Source organism: Streptomyces sp. NPDC006624 (assembly GCF_040611555.1).
Taxonomy (GTDB): domain Bacteria; phylum Actinomycetota; class Actinomycetes; order Streptomycetales; family Streptomycetaceae; genus Streptomyces.
Genome location: NZ_JBEXOM010000018.1, coordinates 120,492 through 137,510, shown reverse-complemented (window position 1 = coordinate 137,510; position 17,019 = coordinate 120,492). Strand labels below are relative to the sequence as shown.

The window sequence follows — 17,019 nt, the reverse complement described above, 5'->3', positions numbered from 1 at the left end:
TTCACGACTCATTTGATCGATCATTTTTCGTTGAAACCGAGCCGGAAGTCGAGTGCCGTGCACCGCCGGCCCGCCGAGACGGTGCGCACCGCCTGGCCGATCGCCTTGCGCGAACCGACGAGGACGACCAGCCGCTTGGCCCGGGTGACCGCCGTGTAGAGCAGGTTCCGCTGGAGCATCATCCAGGCTCCCGTGGTCACCGGGATGACGACCGCCGGGTACTCGCTGCCCTGGGAGCGGTGGATGGTCACGGCGTACGCGTGGGCGAGTTCGTCGAGCTCGTCGAACTCGTAGGGGACCTCCTCGTCCTCGTCCGTCAGCACCGTCAGACGCTGGTCGACCGGGTCGAGCGAGGTCACCACGCCCACGGTGCCGTTGAAGACTCCGTTCTTGCCCTTCTCGTAATTGTTGCGAATCTGGGTGACCTTGTCGCCGACACGGAACACACGTCCACCGAATCTCTTCTCGGGCAGGTCGGGGCGGCCCGGGGTGACGGCCTGCTGGAGGAGGCCGTTCAGGGTGCCCGCGCCGGCCGGGCCGCGGTGCATCGGCGCCAGCACCTGGACGTCGCGGCGTGGGTCGAGCCCGAACCTGGCCGGGATCCGGCGCGCCGCCACGTCCACGGTGAGCCGCCCGGCGGCCTCCGTGTCGTCCTCGACGAAGAGGAAGAAGTCCTTCATGCCGTCGGTCAGGGGGTGCTGTCCGGCGTTGATCCGGTGGGCGTTCGTCACCACGCCCGACTGCTGGGCCTGCCGGAAGACGCGGGTGAGGCGGACGGCAGGGACGGGACCGCCGTCGGCCAGCAGATCGCGCAGGACCTCGCCCGCGCCGACGCTGGGCAGCTGGTCCACGTCCCCGACGAACAGCAGATGGGCCCCGGGCGGGACGGCCTTCACCAGCTTGTTGGCCAGGAGCAGGTCGAGCATGGACGCCTCGTCGACCACCACCAGGTCGGCGTCCAGCGGGCGGTCCCGGTCGTAGGCCGCGTCGCCGCCGGGCTTGAGCTCCAGCAGGCGGTGGACGGTGGAGGCCTCGGCGCCGGTGAGCTCGGACAGGCGCTTGGCGGCCCGGCCCGTGGGGGCGGCGAGCACGACCTTGGCCTTCTTGGCGCGGGCCAGCTCCACGATCGAGCGGACCGTGAAGGACTTGCCGCAGCCGGGGCCGCCGGTCAGGACGGCGACCTTCTCGGTCAGCGCCAGCCTGACCGCGGCCTCCTGCTCGGGCGCGAGGTCGGCGCCCGTACGGCCCTTCAGCCAGCTCAGCGCCTTGTCCCAGGCGACGGTCCGGAAGCCCGGCATCCGGTCCTCGCCGGTGCGCAGCAGGCGCAGCAGCTGGGCGGAGAGGGAGAGTTCGGCGCGGTGGAAGGGGACGAGGTAGACGGCGGTGACCGCCTCCGGGCTGCCGTCCGGGCCGGGGACCTTCTCGCGTACGACCCCGGGGTCGCCGCCGTCCTCGGGGACCTCGGCCAGCTCCGCGAGGCACTCGATGACCAGTCCCGTGTCGACCTGGAGCAGCTTGACCGCGTCGGCGATGAGCCGCTCCTCGGGGAGGTAGCAGTTGCCCTGGTCGGTGGCCTGGGACAGCGCGTACTGCAGGCCCGCCTTGACGCGCTCCGGGCTGTCGTGCGGGATGCCGACGGACTGGGCGATCTTGTCGGCGGTGAGGAAGCCGATGCCCCAGACGTCGGCGGCGAGCCGGTAGGGCTGGTTCTTCACCACGGAGATGGAGGCGTCGCCGTACTTCTTGTAGATGCGCACGGCGATGGACGTCGACACCTCGACCGTCTGGAGGAAGAGCATGACCTCCTTGATGGCCTTCTGCTCCTCCCAGGCGTCGGCGATCTTCTTCGTCCGCTTGGGACCGAGGCCGGGGACCTCGATGAGCCGCTTGGGCTCCTCCTCGATGATCTTCAGGGTGTCCATGCCGAAGTGCTGGGTGATGCGGTCGGCGAAGACCGGGCCGATGCCCTTGACGAGGCCGGAGCCGAGGTAGCGGCGGATGCCCTGGACGGTGGCCGGCAGCACCGTCGTGTAGTTCTCCACGTGGAACTGCTTGCCGTACTGCGGGTGGGAGCCCCAGCGGCCCTCCATGCGCAGGGACTCGCCGACCTGGGCGCCGAGCAGTGCTCCGACGACCGTGAGCAGGTCGCCGCCGCCTCTGCCGGTGTCGACCCGGGCGACCGTGTAGCCGTTCTCCTCGTTGGCGTAGGTGATGCGCTCGAGCACGCCTTCCAGCGTGGCCATACGCCGCTCGCCCGTCCGGGAGGCCCCCGCCTGATCGGTCATGATCCGACCGTACCGCCCGGGTACGACAGCGGAGGCGGACGCGGACCGGAAAGGGGGCTCGTATAAAGCGACCGGCCAGTATGCGGGCGGCCGTTCACTTTTCACGGCGGATGCACAAGGAAAACAGAAGCTTTACGGTTCAAGCATCCGGGAATCGTCTGCCTGGAGCCTTTCCCGTGGGAGAATCCAGGAGTTCACCGATGGGGGCGGAGTCGATACCGGAGCGACCGTGATGCCGATGCCTCCCTCCCCAGGGTCCGCACCCCCTCCCCGGTGCCGAAACCCCCTGGGACCGTTGCCCGTCGGGCCGTGCGCCGCCGGCACGCCGGAGCGACGCCCCGGGCCCCCGGAGGGCAATTCCGCCCCCTGCCGATTCGGGGACTGGCCCGATTCCGCCGTGTCGTTGATTCCCCCGATTCCTCCGATTCCCCTGATTCCGCCTGCCCGGTGAAATCCCCCCGGACCGAATGACAACGAGGAACGATGTCACCCCAGGCTCAGAGCGTCGCCCTGTGGATCCTCGCGCTGGCCGTCAACGTCACGGCGGCGTGCGCGGGGATCGTATGGGGGTGGGAGGCCTTCGCGCAGTTCCTGCTGCCGGCGTTCGGGTCGGTGGTGGGGGCGTCGGTGGTGAGCTACAGCCTGCGGCGGTGAGGCCCCCGGATGTGGCCCTCCTTCACGGCGGCCACGAACGCGGTCCAGCCTCCGGCCGAGAAGAGGACGACCGGGCCGTCGGTGCTCTTGCTGTCGCGGACGGGGACGTCGGGGTGGTTCCGGGCGACTTCGAGGCACTCCGCCTGGCTGCCGCCGCTGTAGCTGGACTTGTACCACCCAGTGGGCTCACCGCTGCTCACGCGCATGATCCTCCGCTGCCGATCTGACGAGGGCCAGTGACTCCTGCTGCGACAAGGCATCGCTCAGGGCCAGAGCGTAGGCGGTCTGACAGGACCTCACCAGCGCCGGATCGTCCATCAGACGTCCGGTCTCAAAGGCGTCGACGTATGCCACCGGGGCGGAATCCTCGAAGCTCATCAGCGTCAGCAGACTCTCCATGAGGGGGTGCGCACCGACGCGGTACGGAAGGACGTGCAGTCGGATCCGTCGCGACCGGGCCAGGTCAGCGATTTTGTGCAGTTGTTCCGCCATGACCTGCGGGCCACCCACGGCGCGTCGCAGCACGGCCTCGTCCAGAAGCGTCCAGATGACCGGGGCTGATGGCCCGTCGAGGATTCGGGCGCGCTCTGTTCGAATGACAACTTGTCTGTCAAGTTCCTGGTCTGTGGTGGTGGGGCGGTAAGCGGCGAACACGGCCCGGGCGTAGTCCGGTGTCTGCAGCAGTCCGGGAACCAGTGCGAGGGCGAACTGCTGGATGAGCGTCGCCTGTTGCTCCAGTTCAGCGGCGGCAGCGAAGCGTGGGTCGTACTTGTTCTCCAGATCCTCCAGCCACCGCGCGAAGAAACCGTCCGTTCCCAGCGCACGGTCGATCCGCTGCGCGTCCTCCGGCTTCGGAAGGCGTCTGCCGGCCTCGAAGTGGCTGATCAGCGTCGGCGAGCACACCACCTGCTCGCCCAGTTCCTCCTGGGTGAGGCGCGCGGCCGAGCGCCGCAGCCTCAGTTCCTCCCCGTACTTCTCCCGGAGTGTTCGAGGCGTACGACGTTCGTCCATGCGGCCAACTCCCTTTCCTGACAGACGCGATGTCAAGCTCCACCCCCTGGCAGCGTAGCCACCGCCGACCCCACTCTGTGAGCGGTTCACCACAGAACGCAGTCACCACAGGTCGGAAGACGGACAGACATGACAGACCTCCTCGCCCGAGCCCTCGAACCGCTTCTGCGCGTCCTGTTCCCTCCACGCGGACGGCGACGGCGGCCCCCGGAGCGGCTCCCGTGCCCGTACTGCGGAGACGGCGCCTACGGCGCGGTCGACCGCCGGCCGTCGGAGCCCCTGCTGCGGGGCGAGGACAACCGGCTGGTCCGGCCGTACCTGCCGGCGGAGGCGAGCGCATGACCGACGGACGGCCCGGGCGTCTCCTGCCGTGGACCAGCCCGGAAGGCAAGCCCTGCTACCTCGTCGGCGACGGGACGGGGCACGTCTCGCGCCTCGCCGACGAGATCGAGGACGTACACCTCGGCATGGCGGACGACCTCCTCGGCCACGCCGACGCGCTCCTCGCCGAGCGCCGTGTGACACATGCGGAACTGCACTACCTGGCTCTGCGGCTCACCGAATGCCTGCGGGCCGTCACGCGGGTCGCGGACAGCAGAGGGGCGCGCCTGCGCCCGCCCCCTCCCCGTGCGGACTGACGGCGGCGTTGCTCACTTCCTCCAGAACAAGTGATGCACCACCCCGCTCGGACTCGGCACCACGTCGCAGTGGAAGCGGTCGAGCAGTTCCTCGGGGGACACCCACAGGCGTGAGCCGGCGCCGAGCACCACGTCGGGTGAGACCGCCACGTGCAGGGTGTCCACCAGGTCGGCGTCGAGGAACTGGCGGATCGTGGACGCGCCGCCGCCGAGCCGGACGTCCTTGCCGTCGGCCGCCTTGCGGGCCTGTTCGAGGACGTCCGCCGGGTCGCCCCCGACGAAGTGGAACGTGGTGTCGGAGAGCGTGAACGACGGGCGCTCGTGGTGGGTCATGACGAACACCGGCGTGTGGAACGGCGGCTCGTCGCCCCACCAGCCCTTCCACTCGTGGTCCTGCCAGGGGCCCCGCTGCGGGCTGAACTTGTTGCGGCCCATGATCTCGGCGCCGATGTTGTTCGCGAAGTCGCGGGTGAGGTAGTCGTCGAGGCCGCGGCTGCCGCCGGGGGCGGTGCGGTTGGGCCAGCTCGCCGTGGCGCCGGCCCAGGCGAACATCGTGGCGGGATCGGCGTGGCCGAACGGCCTCTCCAGGCTCTGGTGCTCACCGGCACCGTAGCCGTCGCTCGAGACGTTGAAATTCTGCACGCGCAGCAGCTGGGACACAGCGCTCCTCCTGTGGTCGACGAGGGGTGGACCGCCCGGGCCGCCGAAACTCATCGGTCCCGCGCGTACGACCGGCCCTCGCCCCTCCACCCTGGAACGGCGGACCGCTCCCCGCCACATCACGATCCGGTCAAGAGGCACCGCCGGGGGCTTGCGTTCCGGCCGTGTAATCGATTCCATCGGGCCGTCGATGTAATCGATTCCATCGATTCCGCGAGTGCCCGAGGCACTCCCCGGACTGATCCCGACTGATCCCGACTGATCCACGAGGAGGTGGAGCGGCGGTGGCCAGCATCAAGGACGTCGCTGCCGAGGCCGGCGTCTCCGTCGCCACGGTCTCGCGCGTCCTGAACGACCACCCGTCGGTCAGCGCCGACGCACGCACCCGCGTGCTGGCCGCCGTCGAGTCCCTGGGCTACCGCCCGAACGCCGTCGCCCGCTCCCTGCGCACCGACCAGACCCACACCCTCGGCCTCGTCATCAGCGACGTGCTCAACCCGTACTTCACCGAACTGGCCCGTTCCGTGGAGGAGGAGGCCCGCGCGCTCGGCTACAGCGTGATCATCGGCAACGCCGACGAACGGCCCGACCTCCAGGACCACCACGTGCGGAACCTGCTGGACCGGCGGATCGACGGACTGCTCGTCTCCCCCACCGACGGCGGCTCGCCGCTGATGCTGGACGCCGCGCGGGCCGGGACGCCCATGGTGTTCGTGGACCGGTGGATCCCGGGCGTGGACGTGCCGGTGGTCCGGGCGGACGGGCAGGCGGCGGTGCGGGACCTCGTGGCGCATCTGCACGGGCTCGGGCACCGGCGGCTGGCGATCATCGCGGGCCCGGCGGCGACCACGACCGGCCGGGAGCGCGTGGAGGCCTTCCGGGAGGCGCTCGCCGCGTTCGGGCTCGACCTGCCCGACGCCTACACAGGGCAGGGCGACTTCCAGGCCGAGAGCGGGCGCCGGGTCACCGAGGGCTTCCTCGACCTGCCCGAGCCGCCCGAGGTCGTGTTCGCGGCCGACAACCTGATGGCGCTCGGCGCGCTGGACGCCGTACGCGCGCGGGGGCTGCGCGTGCCGGACGACCTCGCGCTGGCCGCCTTCGACGACATCCGGTGGTTCGTGCACACCGATCCGCCCATCACCGCGATCGCCCAGCCCACGGGCGAGCTAGGCCGGGCCGCCGTACGGGCCCTTGTCGACCGCATCGAGGGACGGCCCGGCCGGTCCGTGACCCTCCCCGCCCGGCTCGTCGTACGCCGCTCGTGCGGCGAGCACCCCACTCCAGTGCAAAGGAGCACGTCGTGAGCAACGCGGACGAGTTGCTGCGCATCGAGGGCATCCGCAAGACCTTCCCGGGCGTGGTGGCGCTGGACGGCGTCGACTTCGACCTGCGCCGGGGCGAGGTGCACGTGCTGCTCGGTGAGAACGGAGCCGGCAAGAGCACCCTGATCAAGATGCTCTCCGGTGCCTACACGCCCGACGCAGGGCGGATCCTGGCCGGCGGTGAGGAGGTGCGCATCCAGGGTGCGCAGGACTCCGAGCGGCTCGGGATCGCCACCATCTACCAGGAGTTCAACCTCGTCCCCGACCTGACGGTCGCCGAGAACATCTTCCTGGGCCGGCAGCCGCGCCGCTTCGGGATGATCGACCGGGGGCGGATGGAGGCCGACGCCGAGGAACTGCTGCGGCGGGTCGGCGTGCACGTGTCGCCCCGCGCGCGGGTCCGCGAACTCGGCATCGCGCGCCTGCAGATGGTCGAGATCGCCAAGGCGCTCAGCCTGGACGCACGCGTGCTGATCATGGACGAACCGACCGCCGTGCTCACCACCGAGGAGGTCGACAAGCTGTTCGCCATCGTGCGGCGGCTGCGCGAGGACGGGGTCGGGATCGTCTTCATCACCCACCACCTGGAGGAGATCGCCGCCCTCGGCGACCGGGTCACCGTCATCCGCGACGGCAGGAGCGTCGGGCAGGTCCCCGCCGCCACCCCCGAGGACGAACTGGTCCGGCTCATGGTGGGGCGCTCGATCGAGCAGCAGTACCCGCGTGAGCGGGCCGGCCGCGGCCCCGCGCTGCTCACCGTCGAGGGGCTCACCCGCGACGGCGTCTTCCACGACGTCGGCTTCGAGGTGCACGCCGGTGAGGTCGTCGGCATCGCCGGGCTGGTCGGCGCCGGGCGCACCGAGGTCGTCCGGGCGGTCTTCGGGGCCGACCCCTACGACCGGGGCACCGTGAAGGTCTCCGGCAGGCCGGTCGCCAAGGACGACGTGAACGCGGCGATGACCGCGGGCATCGGACTCGTCCCCGAGGACCGCAAGGGGCAGGGCCTGGTGCTGGACGCCTCGGTGGAGGAGAACCTCGGCCTGGTGACGCTGCGGTCCTCGACCCGCGCCGGGCTCGTCGACCGCAGGGGTCAGCGCGCGGCCGCGGAGCGGGTCGCCGGGCAGCTCGGCGTGCGGATGGCGGGACTGGAGCAGCACGTGCGCACGCTCTCCGGCGGCAACCAGCAGAAGGTCGTCATCGGCAAGTGGCTGCTGGCCGACACCAAGGTGCTGATCCTCGACGAGCCGACGCGCGGCATCGACGTCGGCGCCAAGGTCGAGATCTACCAGCTCGTCAACGAACTGACCGCCGCCGGCGCGGCCGTCCTGATGATCTCCAGCGACCTGCCCGAGGTGCTCGGCATGAGCGACCGGGTGCTGGTGATGGCCCAGGGGCGGATCGCCGGTGAACTCTCCGCCGACGAGGCGACCCAGGACGCCGTGATGGCACTCGCCGTCAGCACTCCCACGACCACCAGCACGACCGGAACGGAGGCCTCCCGTGGCCACTGACACGCTCAAGAGCACGACGGGCGCGGGTGGCGCCCCGGGAGGCCTGCGCCGCCTCCTGCTCGACAACGGCGCGCTCACCGCGCTCATCGTCCTCGTCATCGCGATGTCGGCGCTGTCCGGCGACTTCCTGACGGCGGACAACCTGCTGAACGTGGGTGTGCAGGCGGCCGTGACCGCCATCCTCGCCTTCGGTGTCACCTTCGTGATCGTCTCGGCGGGCATCGACCTGTCGGTCGGCTCGGTGGCCGCGCTGTCGGCCACGGTCCTCGCCTGGAGCGCCACCTCGGCGGGCGTCCCGGTCTTCCTCGCGGTGCTCCTCGCCATAGCGACGGGCATCGTCTGCGGGCTGGTCAACGGCGTCCTGATCTCCTTCGGCAAGCTGCCGCCGTTCATCGCCACCCTCGCCATGCTGTCCGTGGCCCGCGGTCTGTCCCTGGTGATCTCCGAGGGCTCGCCGATCCCCTTCCCCGACTCGGTCTCCCACCTCGGCGACACGCTCGGCGGCTGGCTGCCCGTGCCGGTGCTGGTGATGGTCGTGATGGGGCTGATCGCGGCCTTCGTGCTGGGCCGGACGTACATCGGCCGCTCCATGTACGCGATCGGCGGCAACGAGGAGGCCGCGCGGCTGTCCGGGCTGCGCGTGAAGCGGCAGAAGCTCGCGATCTACGCCTTCTCCGGTGTGTTCGCCGCGGTCGCCGGTGTGGTCCTCGCGGCCCGTCTGTCCTCCGCGCAGCCCCAGGCCGCCGACGGCTACGAGCTGGACGCGATCGCCGCCGTCGTCATCGGCGGCGCGTCCCTCGCGGGCGGTACGGGCAAGGCGTCGGGCACGCTGATCGGCGCGCTGATCCTGGCCGTGCTGCGCAACGGGCTGAACCTGCTGAACGTCTCCGCGTTCTGGCAGCAGGTCGTCATCGGTGCCGTCATCGCGCTGGCGGTGCTGTTCGACACGCTGCGGCGCAAGGCGGGGGCGACCCCGGTGGCGGCCGGGACCGGCGGGCCCAAGGGCCGGCAGGCGGTCACGTACGGGCTCGCGGCCGTGGTCACCGCCGCGATCGTCGGCGCCACGTCCTTCCTGCACAACGGCTCCTCCCCGGCCGGCTCCCCGAAGGTGGGCCTGTCGCTGTCCACCCTCAACAACCCCTTCTTCGTGCAGATCCGGGCGGGCGCCCAGGCCGAGGCCGAGAAGCGGGGCGTGGACCTGACCGTCACGGACGCCCAGAACGACGCCTCCCAGCAGGCCAACCAGCTGCAGAACTTCACCACGTCGAAGCTGGACGCGATCATCGTCAACCCGGTGGACTCCGACGCGGCGGGCAACTCCGTGCGGGCCGCGGGCACGGCGGACATCCCCGTGATCGCCGTGGACCGGACCGTCAACGAGGCGGCGGTGGACACCCTGGTCGCCTCCGACAACGTCGCCGGCGGCGAACTCGCGGCCAGGTCCCTCGCCGACAAGCTGGGCGGCAAGGGCAAGATCGTGATCCTGCAGGGCCAGGCGGGCACGTCCGCGGCCCGTGAGCGGGCGCAGGGCTTCGCCAACGGCCTCAAGGCCTACCCGGGCATCAAGGTCGTCGCCCAGCAGCCCGCCGACTTCGACCGCACCAAGGGCCTCGACGTGATGTCGAACCTGCTCCAGGCGCACCCGGACGTCCAGGGCGTCATCGCCGCCAACGACGAGATGGCCCTCGGCGCGATCAAGGCGCTGGGCTCCAAGGCCGGCAAGTCCGTCTCGGTCGTCGGCTTCGACGGCACGCCTGACGGACTGAAGGCGGTCGAGGGCGGCACGCTGTACGCGTCGGTGGCGCAGCAGCCGTCCCAGCTCGGAAGGATGGCCGTCGACAACGCCCTGCGCGCCCTGGAGGGCAAGAAGGTCGAGGAGACGGTGAAGGTGCCGGTGAAGGTGGTCACCGAGGAGAACGTGGCCGGCTTCAGCGGCTGACATCGGGGAACGGCGGGCGGTCGTCCACCAGGTGGGGGACCGCCCGTCCATGTCACTCACATGGGGAGACAACGCATGTACGACTACGACCTCCTGGTCGTGGGGTCGGCCAACGCCGACCTGGTGATCGGAGTGGAGCGCCGGCCCGGTGCCGGCGAGACCGTGCTCGGCTCCGACCTGGCCGTCCACCCCGGCGGCAAGGGCGCGAACCAGGCGGTCGCCGCCGCCCGGCTCGGCGCCCGTACGGCGCTGCTGGCCCGGGTGGGCGACGACGCGCACGGCCGGCTGCTGCTGGACTCGCAGCGCAAGGCCGGCGTCGACACGGTGGGCGTGCTGGTGGGCGGGGCGCCGACGGGTGTCGCGCTGATCACCGTCGACCCGTCCGGGGACAACAGCATCGTCGTCTCGCCCGGCGCGAACGGCCGGCTGACCCCGCAGGACGTCAGTGCCGCCGGGTGCCTCTTCCAGAGCTCCCGGGTGGTCTCGGCGCAGCTGGAGATCCCGCTGGAGACGGTGGTGGAGGTCGTGCGGAACCTGGCTCCGGGGAGCCGTTTCGTCCTCAACCCCTCGCCGCCGCGCCCCCTGCCGCAGGAGGTGCTGGCGGCCTGCGACCCGCTGATCGTCAACGAGCACGAGGCGAAGGTGATCCTGGGCGACTCCGCCGTCGGGGACACCCCCGAGGACTGGGCGCGGATCCTGCTGGCCAAGGGCCCGAAGTCGGTCGTCGTGACACTGGGCGCGCGGGGCGCGCTGGTCGCGTCGGCGCGGGAGGTCGCCCGGGTCGCCGCCGTGCCGGTGGACGCCGTGGACACCACGGGCGCGGGTGACGCGTTCACCGCGGCGTTGGCTTTCCGGCTGGGCGCGGGCGAGTCCCTGGCCGAGGCGGCCGCGTACGCGGCGCGGGTGGGCGCGGTGACGGTGACGAGGCAGGGCGCGCAGGCGTCCTTCCCGACGGCGGCGGAGGTCGCGTCCCGGGGTGGGGCGCGGTGAAGAGGGCCGGAATACTGAACCGCCACCTCGCCGGTGCGCTGGCCGGGCTCGGGCACGGGGACGGGGTGCTGGTCTGCGACGTGGGCATGCCCGTCCCGGACGGGCCGCGGGTGGTGGACCTGGCCTTCCGGGCCGGGGTGCCGGCGTTCGCGGAGGTCCTGGACGGGCTGCTGGAGGAGTTGGTGGTCGAGGGCGCGACGGCCGCGGAGGAGGTGCGCGAGGCCAACCCGGAGGCGTCGGCGCTGCTGCACGAGCGTCTGCCCGCGCTGGTCCTGGTGCCGCACGAGCGGCTCAAGGAACTGTCGGCCGAGGCCCGGCTCGTCGTGCGCACGGGCGAGGCACGGCCGTACGCGAATGTGCTGCTGAGGTGCGGGGTGTTCTTCTAGCGAAGTCCGCGGGGAGAGCCCGCGCGGGTTCCCGCCCGCGCAGGTGTGCGAGCATCCGCGCCGCTCCAGGCCGGTGTGCGACGATCGGCGCAACGACCGTGCGCCTGCGGTTGCGTGAACTGCGCGTCAGAGGCTTGCTGAGGGAGAGATCCGCAAACGGATCGATCGTGCGACCGTCCGCCGGTGCGGCGGCGTGACCAAGGGAGTCCTCGATGCAGTCATCTCTGTCCGAAGCGGTCGTTGCCGGCGCGGGGGGCGCGGAACTGGAAGCACTGCCCCTGCCGGACTACTTCCGCGCCGCGACGGTTCGGGCAGAGGACGTGGGCGTCTTCCGTGCCATGGAGGACAAGGACGTGCGCAAGTCGTTGTCCGTCGATGACGTGCCCATGCCTGAACTGGCGCCCGACGAGGCACTGATCGCGGTCATGGCGAGTTCCATCAACTACAACACCGTCTGGACCGCGATGTTCGAGCCGGTCCCCACGTTCGAGTTCCTCAAGCAGATGGGTCGGAAGGGCGGTTGGGAAGCACGTCACGATCTCCCCTACCACATCGTGGGCTCCGACGCCTCGGGGGTCATCGTGCGCACCGGATCGTCCGTGCGCAAGTGGAAGGTCGGCGACCACGTGGTCGTGTCGCCCGCCTACGTCGATGAACAGGACCACGACACCCATCGGGACGGGATGCTCGGCGAGGGGCAGAAGGCCTGGGGGTTCGAGACGAACTTCGGCGGGCTGGCCCACTACGCGGTGGTCCGGGCCAGTCAGCTCCTGCCCAAGCCGGCCCTGCTCAGCTGGGAGGAAGCCGCCGTCAACCCCCTGTGTGCGAGCACGGCCTACCGCATGCTCGTCGGTGAGCGCGGTGCGCAGATGAAGCAGGGGGACGTCGTCCTCGTGTGGGGAGCGACCGGCGGCCTGGGCGCCTACGCGGTGCAACTCGTCCTCAACGGGGGCGGGATCCCGGTGGGCGTGGTCAATTCGGCGGAGAAGGCCGACGTCCTCGCGGCCCTGGGGTGCAAGGCGGTCATCGACCGCAGCGAGATCGAGGACGGGGACCCCTCTCTTCTGCAGCGGCCCGAGGGCTGGAAGAAGTTGGGCAAGGCCATCCGCGCCGCCGTGGGAGAAGACCCCCACATCGTGTTCGAGCATGTCGGCAAGAAGACGTTCGCCGCTTCCGTCTTCCTCGCCCGGCGTGGCGGCACCATCGTCACGTGCGGCTCCAGCACCGGCTACGAGCACGTCTACGACAACAGGTACCTGTGGATGCGGCTGAAGCGGATCATCGGCAGCCACGGCGCCAACTTCCACGAGCAGCACGCGGTCAACCGGCTCATCGCTCTGGGCCACCTGGTCCCGGCGCTGTCCAGAACCTACGCGCTCGACGAAGTCGGCGCGGCGGCGCGAAGCGTCCAGACCAACGAGCACATCGGCAAGGTCGGGGTCCTGTGTCTCGCGCCCGAGGAGGGAATGGGCGTCACGGATCCGGAGGGCCGCGCACAGCTGGGCGAACGACGCCTCAGCGTGTTCCGCAGATGAGTCCGCGGGCTGCGGCCGGCACCGGCTCGCACGCCACGCGCACCGGCTCCCGCGCCCGTGGGTAGAGGATTCCGAGGATCCGCTCCACGGCGCGGGAGCCTCGCGCGTTCCCGACAAGAGGAATGCGAATAAGGGTGATTTTCGCCGACCGGCGTGTCCTGCGGGTGACCGCCGGTTTTGTTTCGGCATTGTGGGCAGCCGAGTTCGGCCTTGACATTCCACCAGATGTCACACCCCAAGAATCTCCGTCCAAGGAGTCCTCGCCCGCATGACTTGCCCTTTCAAGTGGCCCGCCCTCCATGCGTCCGCCCGCATGCGGGCGAGTGCCGCGCTTCTCTCTGTGCTCGCTCTCTTCCTCACGGCCGGCATTCCGGCACACGCCCGCGCTGGGGAGAACGCGCCACAGCGTGCCGGTGGCGCCGCGCACATCGTCACGACCCGGAAGATCGACCATCGTACGCAGGACATCCAGGTCTACTCACCCGCCATGCGGGCCACCATTCCGGTGCGGATCATCCTGCCGAAGAGCTGGAAATCGAAGCGGAACGCACGTTTTCCCGTGGTGTACCTGCTGCACGGCGGGGACGACGACTACACGTCATGGACCCGCGAGACCGACGTCGAAGACCTGGCACGGTATTCCGAGGCCCTGATCGTGATGCCCGACGGCGGGAGAAACGGGTACTACAGCGACTGGTTCGCCGGTGGCCCGCGCTGGGAGACCTTCCACATCCGGGAACTCGTTCCACTGATCGGGCGGGCGTACCGCGGGAGTTCGTCCCGCGCCGTCATCGGGCTGTCCATGGGTGGTTTCGGAGCCCTGATCTACGCGGGCCGCCATCCGGGGATGTTCCGCTACGCGGCCGCCATGAGTTCCTATGTGGATCTCACTGATCCTTCTGTTCTTCTCGCACTCCAGCTCGGATCCCGGAGAGAAGGCATCGACATCAGGGACGTCTGGGGCGACCCCGTCGCGAACCGGGACGTGTGGAAGGCACACAACCCCGCTTCGATGGTCACGTCGTTCCGGCGGACGCACGTGCATCTCTCGGCGGGCGACGGGTCGCACGGAGCAGCGGACAGAGGCCGCACACCGGATGTCCTGTTGGTGAGCAAGGTGGCGGAGTGGATGCTTCCGAGGCAGATCTCGAAGTTCGCCGCCGCCCTCAGGTCGGAGGGCGTCAGCACCACCACGCACTTCTACCGTCCCGGCACCCATTCCTGGCCCTACTGGCAGCAGGAACTGCATGCCGTCTGGCCCGACGTGACCCGGATCCTCGAGCGCTGACCCGGGCGCACTCGCGTATCCCTCCACAGGAAGGCCGAAGAGTATGGGGCGGCGAACGGTCATGATGTTCGCTGCGGGGTCGCGCGGGGACGTGCAGCCGTGTCTGGCCCTGGCGCGGTCCCTGATGCAGCACGGACACGCCGTGCGCGTCCTCGCCAGCGCGCGTTACGAACAGCTGATCACGAGCACCGGAGCCGGGTTCCACCCGGTGGCGGCGGACCCCTCGGACATCGTCGGGTCCGCCACGGGACAGGAACTGCTGGGAAGCCGTCAGGGTCCTCTCGCCTTCGTGCGCACCATGAGCAAGGTGCTGCGGCCTCATGTCGAGAACCTCCTCGACGAGGCCTTCGCGTGTGCCGCGGGAGCCGACCTGGTCCTGGCTCCCACCTTCGGCCTGTTCGGGGCCCACCTGAACCAGCGGCTGGGCATCCCCCACGCCGTCGTCCACTTCCAGCCGAGCCAGCCCACCCGGGCCTTCCCTCACCCCTTCGTACCAGCCGCGCGGAAACTGGGAGGGCTCGGCAACCGCGTCAGCTACGACATCGTCGACGCCGGGACCTGGCTGCTGTCCCGCCGTCACGTCAATCGCTGGCGACTGCGGCACAACGGACAGCCACCCCTGCCCGTGCTCTCCCCCCTGCGCGCGACACGCCGGTCCACGGTGCTGTGCGCCTTCAGTCCCACGGTCGTCGCCCGCCCCTCCGACTGGGGCCCCAACGTCCACGTCACCGGGTTCTGGGACTTCGCGCAGCCGGACTGGCAGCCACCGCAGCGGCTGCGCGACTTCCTCCTCGCCGGGCCACCGCCCGTGTACGCGGGGTTCGGCAGTATGCGCTCCGGTGACCCCCGGCGAACCGACCGCTCCGTGCGGGCGGCCCTGAGGCGTGCGGGGCTGCGAGGGGTGCTCCTCGGCGATCCGTCGACGGGTGAGGACGACATGCTGGTCCTGGCCGACGCGCCGCACGACTGGCTGTTTCCCCGGATGGCCGCGGTCGTCCACCACGGAGGCGCGGGAACCACGTGCGCGGCCCTGCGCGCGGGTGTGCCCGCAGTCGTGTGTCCCTTCTTCGGCGACCAGCCGTACTGGGCCGCCCGGGTGCACGCGCTGGGAGCGGGCCCGCCACCGCTTCCCGCCCGGACGCTGACCGTCGAGGCACTGACGGAACGCCTGACGGCGGTGACCAGGGACGCCGTCTACGCAGAGTCCGCCCGACGGGTCGCCGGCGCGCTGCGGGCGGAGGACGGAGCGAACCGCGCGTGTGACGTCCTGCGGCACACCTTCGCCCTGGACTGACGTCCTGCGGGCCGAGGTGACACGGCGGATCGACGCGGAGTCAGGGTCCGGGGGGTGTCCGTGCGGTCGCCGTGCCCCGCAGAGACCATCGGGCCACCGGCACTCCTGCCCCCACCAGCACGGCCGCCAGGTACAGCCCGGCCTGATAGCCCGCGGAGAGCGACTGGCCGGCCGGGGCTCCGTCGGCGAGTCGGGCATCCTGCACGAAGGTGACCACGGCCCCCACGACCACGACGCCGAACACGCCGGACACCTCGCGTGTCGCGCTGAACAGGCCCGCGGCGAAGCCGGACAGGTGCTCCGGCGACGCCCGCATGGCTCGTGTGGTCAGCGGCAGGGCCAGTGCGGACCCCGCCCCGACGCTCACCAGACCCGGCAGCAGACCGGCCAGACGGCCGCTCCTGCTGCCCAGCGCGACGAGGAGCAGGCCGAGGGCGACGAAGAACAGGCCCGAAGCGGCCACCCGGGAATCTCCGAACCGCCTGGTGAGAGCGGTGACGAAGGGAACCGTCGCGAACAGGGCGCAGACAACCGGAGTGAAGGCCAGGCCGGCTTCGGTCGGGCTGAGACGCAGTCCGTTCTGCAGGAACTGCGACGTGTAGAAGTACACCCCCGTCACGCCCAGCCCCCACAGCAACTGGGTGAGCAGCCCGCCGGTGAAGGCGCGCCTGCGCAACAGCAGGGTCAGCGCGGGGCTGCGGCCCTGTCTCCTGGAGCAGTACAGGGCCAGGAGGCCGCCCCCGGCGGTGACCGCGCAGAGCAGGACCGACGGCTCGGTGAAACCGTGGCTGGGCCCCTGGATCAGGACGTAGGCGAAGGCGGCCACGGACACACAGGCCAGTGCGTTCACGGGCAGCGGCACGGCGGACGGCGCCTTCCGGCCGGCGCCCTCGGTGCAGCGGGAGGCGCGCGGCAGCACCAGGGCGCACAGCGCGCAGACGACCAGTCCCAGGGGAAGGTTGAGCGCGAAGAGCCACTGCCAGCCCAGGCCCTGCGTCACCACACCCGAGACCACCGGCCCGAACGCCAGCGCGGACGCCATCGACGCCGTCAGCGCTCCGAACGCCGCGGTCCTCATCCGGTGCGGAAGGTCGTGCGACGTAATGGCCAGGGACGCCGGAAGGACGAACGCGGCGCCGACGCCCTGAAGGGCACGGGCACCGAGCAGTGCCGCACCGGTGGTCGACACGGCGCACAGCACGGAGGCCACGGTGAAGGTCGCCACTCCGGTCAGCAGGGCACGGCGCCGCCCCACGGTGTCCGTGAACTGCCCTGCGACGAGCAGGAAACTCGCCAGGGCGAGGGGGTAGGCGGCCGCGGCCCATTTCAGGCCGGCATCCGACAGGGCGAGTTCGCGACCGATCCGGGGCAGCGCCACATAGACGACGCTGTTGTCGAGGGCGATGAGAAAGGTGGACAGACCCGTCGTGGCCACGATGCTCAGGACACGTAGTCGGTTCACGGTCTCCTCTCAGAGCGCTGTGCCACAGCGCCAGGAAATGGACT

16 protein-coding genes are annotated in these 17,019 nt (G+C 70.8%); 11 read left to right on the top strand and 5 right to left on the bottom strand.

Annotated elements, in window-relative coordinates; genetic code table 11:
• Nucleotides 1–20: 20 nt before the first annotated feature.
• A complete protein-coding gene (locus tag ABZY20_RS28545; RefSeq protein ID WP_356444981.1) occupies nucleotides 21–2,285 on the bottom strand; it encodes an ATP-dependent RecD-like DNA helicase in 2,265 nt (754 codons plus the stop codon).
• Nucleotides 2,286–2,768: 483 nt separating this feature from the next.
• On the opposite strand from ABZY20_RS28545, the gene ABZY20_RS28540 reads away from it, so the two are divergent.
• The gene (locus ABZY20_RS28540) at nucleotides 2,769–2,939 is read left to right on the top strand and encodes a hypothetical protein (protein ID WP_356444979.1); all 171 of its coding nucleotides are present in this window, start codon (nucleotides 2,769–2,771) and stop codon (nucleotides 2,937–2,939) included.
• On the opposite strand, the gene ABZY20_RS28535 is transcribed toward ABZY20_RS28540, so the two are convergent.
• Both ABZY20_RS28535 and ABZY20_RS28530 read right to left on the bottom strand, forming a co-directional pair.
• Nucleotides 2,921–3,139 carry a DUF397 domain-containing protein gene (locus tag ABZY20_RS28535; RefSeq protein WP_356444977.1) on the bottom strand — a complete coding sequence of 73 codons (219 nt, stop codon included), beginning with the start codon at nucleotides 3,137–3,139 and terminating at the stop codon, nucleotides 2,921–2,923. The two genes, ABZY20_RS28540 and ABZY20_RS28535, sit on opposite strands and share 19 nt — an antisense overlap.
• Entirely contained in the window at nucleotides 3,126–3,950 is an 825-nt protein-coding gene (locus ABZY20_RS28530) for a helix-turn-helix transcriptional regulator (RefSeq protein WP_356444975.1), read from the bottom strand. The genes ABZY20_RS28535 and ABZY20_RS28530 overlap by 14 nt, the downstream gene beginning before the upstream one ends.
• A gap of 129 nt (nucleotides 3,951–4,079) precedes the next feature.
• Here ABZY20_RS28530 and ABZY20_RS28525 point away from each other — a divergent pair, with 129 nt between their 5' ends.
• Together ABZY20_RS28525 and ABZY20_RS28520 are read left to right on the top strand one after the other, a co-directional pair.
• On the top strand, nucleotides 4,080–4,292 hold the full coding sequence (locus ABZY20_RS28525; protein WP_356444973.1) for a hypothetical protein: 213 nt from the start codon (nucleotides 4,080–4,082) through the stop codon (nucleotides 4,290–4,292).
• The gene (locus ABZY20_RS28520) at nucleotides 4,289–4,588 is read left to right on the top strand and encodes a hypothetical protein (RefSeq protein WP_356444971.1); all 300 of its coding nucleotides are present in this window, start codon (nucleotides 4,289–4,291) and stop codon (nucleotides 4,586–4,588) included. The genes ABZY20_RS28525 and ABZY20_RS28520 overlap by 4 nt, the downstream gene beginning before the upstream one ends.
• A 12-nt stretch (nucleotides 4,589–4,600) precedes the next feature.
• Here ABZY20_RS28520 and ABZY20_RS28515 read toward each other — a convergent pair whose 3' ends face one another.
• The gene (locus ABZY20_RS28515) at nucleotides 4,601–5,248 is read right to left on the bottom strand and encodes a dihydrofolate reductase family protein (protein WP_356444969.1); all 648 of its coding nucleotides are present in this window, start codon (nucleotides 5,246–5,248) and stop codon (nucleotides 4,601–4,603) included.
• Nucleotides 5,249–5,532: 284 nt separating this feature from the next.
• On the opposite strand from ABZY20_RS28515, the gene ABZY20_RS28510 reads away from it, so the two are divergent.
• The 8 genes from ABZY20_RS28510 to ABZY20_RS28475 all read left to right on the top strand — a co-directional run bounded on the left by ABZY20_RS28510 (nucleotide 5,533) and on the right by ABZY20_RS28475 (nucleotide 15,513).
• Nucleotides 5,533–6,552, top strand: a complete 1,020-nt coding sequence (locus tag ABZY20_RS28510; protein WP_356444967.1) for a LacI family DNA-binding transcriptional regulator — start codon at nucleotides 5,533–5,535, stop codon at nucleotides 6,550–6,552.
• The gene (locus tag ABZY20_RS28505) at nucleotides 6,549–8,081 is read left to right on the top strand and encodes a sugar ABC transporter ATP-binding protein (RefSeq protein ID WP_356444965.1); all 1,533 of its coding nucleotides are present in this window, start codon (nucleotides 6,549–6,551) and stop codon (nucleotides 8,079–8,081) included. The genes ABZY20_RS28510 and ABZY20_RS28505 overlap by 4 nt, the downstream gene beginning before the upstream one ends.
• Nucleotides 8,071–10,020: a substrate-binding domain-containing protein gene (locus ABZY20_RS28500; protein ID WP_356444964.1), complete on the top strand. Its 1,950-nt coding sequence runs from the start codon at nucleotides 8,071–8,073 to the stop codon at nucleotides 10,018–10,020. Before ABZY20_RS28505 ends, ABZY20_RS28500 begins: the two co-directional genes overlap by 11 nt.
• A gap of 75 nt (nucleotides 10,021–10,095) precedes the next feature.
• Nucleotides 10,096–11,010, top strand: coding sequence for a ribokinase (locus ABZY20_RS28495; RefSeq protein ID WP_356444962.1), 915 nt, complete (start codon nucleotides 10,096–10,098; stop codon nucleotides 11,008–11,010).
• Nucleotides 11,007–11,396 carry a D-ribose pyranase gene (gene rbsD / locus ABZY20_RS28490; RefSeq protein ID WP_356444960.1) on the top strand — a complete coding sequence of 130 codons (390 nt, stop codon included), beginning with the start codon at nucleotides 11,007–11,009 and terminating at the stop codon, nucleotides 11,394–11,396. Before ABZY20_RS28495 ends, rbsD begins: the two co-directional genes overlap by 4 nt.
• A 212-nt stretch (nucleotides 11,397–11,608) precedes the next feature.
• The gene (gene ccrA, locus ABZY20_RS28485; RefSeq protein WP_356444958.1) at nucleotides 11,609–12,931 is read left to right on the top strand and encodes a crotonyl-CoA carboxylase/reductase; all 1,323 of its coding nucleotides are present in this window, start codon (nucleotides 11,609–11,611) and stop codon (nucleotides 12,929–12,931) included.
• Nucleotides 12,932–13,271: 340 nt separating this feature from the next.
• Nucleotides 13,272–14,219, top strand: a complete 948-nt coding sequence (locus ABZY20_RS28480) for an alpha/beta hydrolase family protein (protein WP_356444956.1) — start codon at nucleotides 13,272–13,274, stop codon at nucleotides 14,217–14,219.
• A 61-nt stretch (nucleotides 14,220–14,280) separates the two neighbouring features.
• Nucleotides 14,281–15,513, top strand: coding sequence for a glycosyltransferase (locus ABZY20_RS28475; RefSeq protein ID WP_356444954.1), 1,233 nt, complete (start codon nucleotides 14,281–14,283; stop codon nucleotides 15,511–15,513).
• A gap of 40 nt (nucleotides 15,514–15,553) precedes the next feature.
• Here ABZY20_RS28475 and ABZY20_RS28470 read toward each other — a convergent pair whose 3' ends face one another.
• Nucleotides 15,554–16,975, bottom strand: coding sequence for an MFS transporter (locus tag ABZY20_RS28470; protein WP_356444952.1), 1,422 nt, complete (start codon nucleotides 16,973–16,975; stop codon nucleotides 15,554–15,556).
• Nucleotides 16,976–17,019 lie beyond the last annotated feature (44 nt).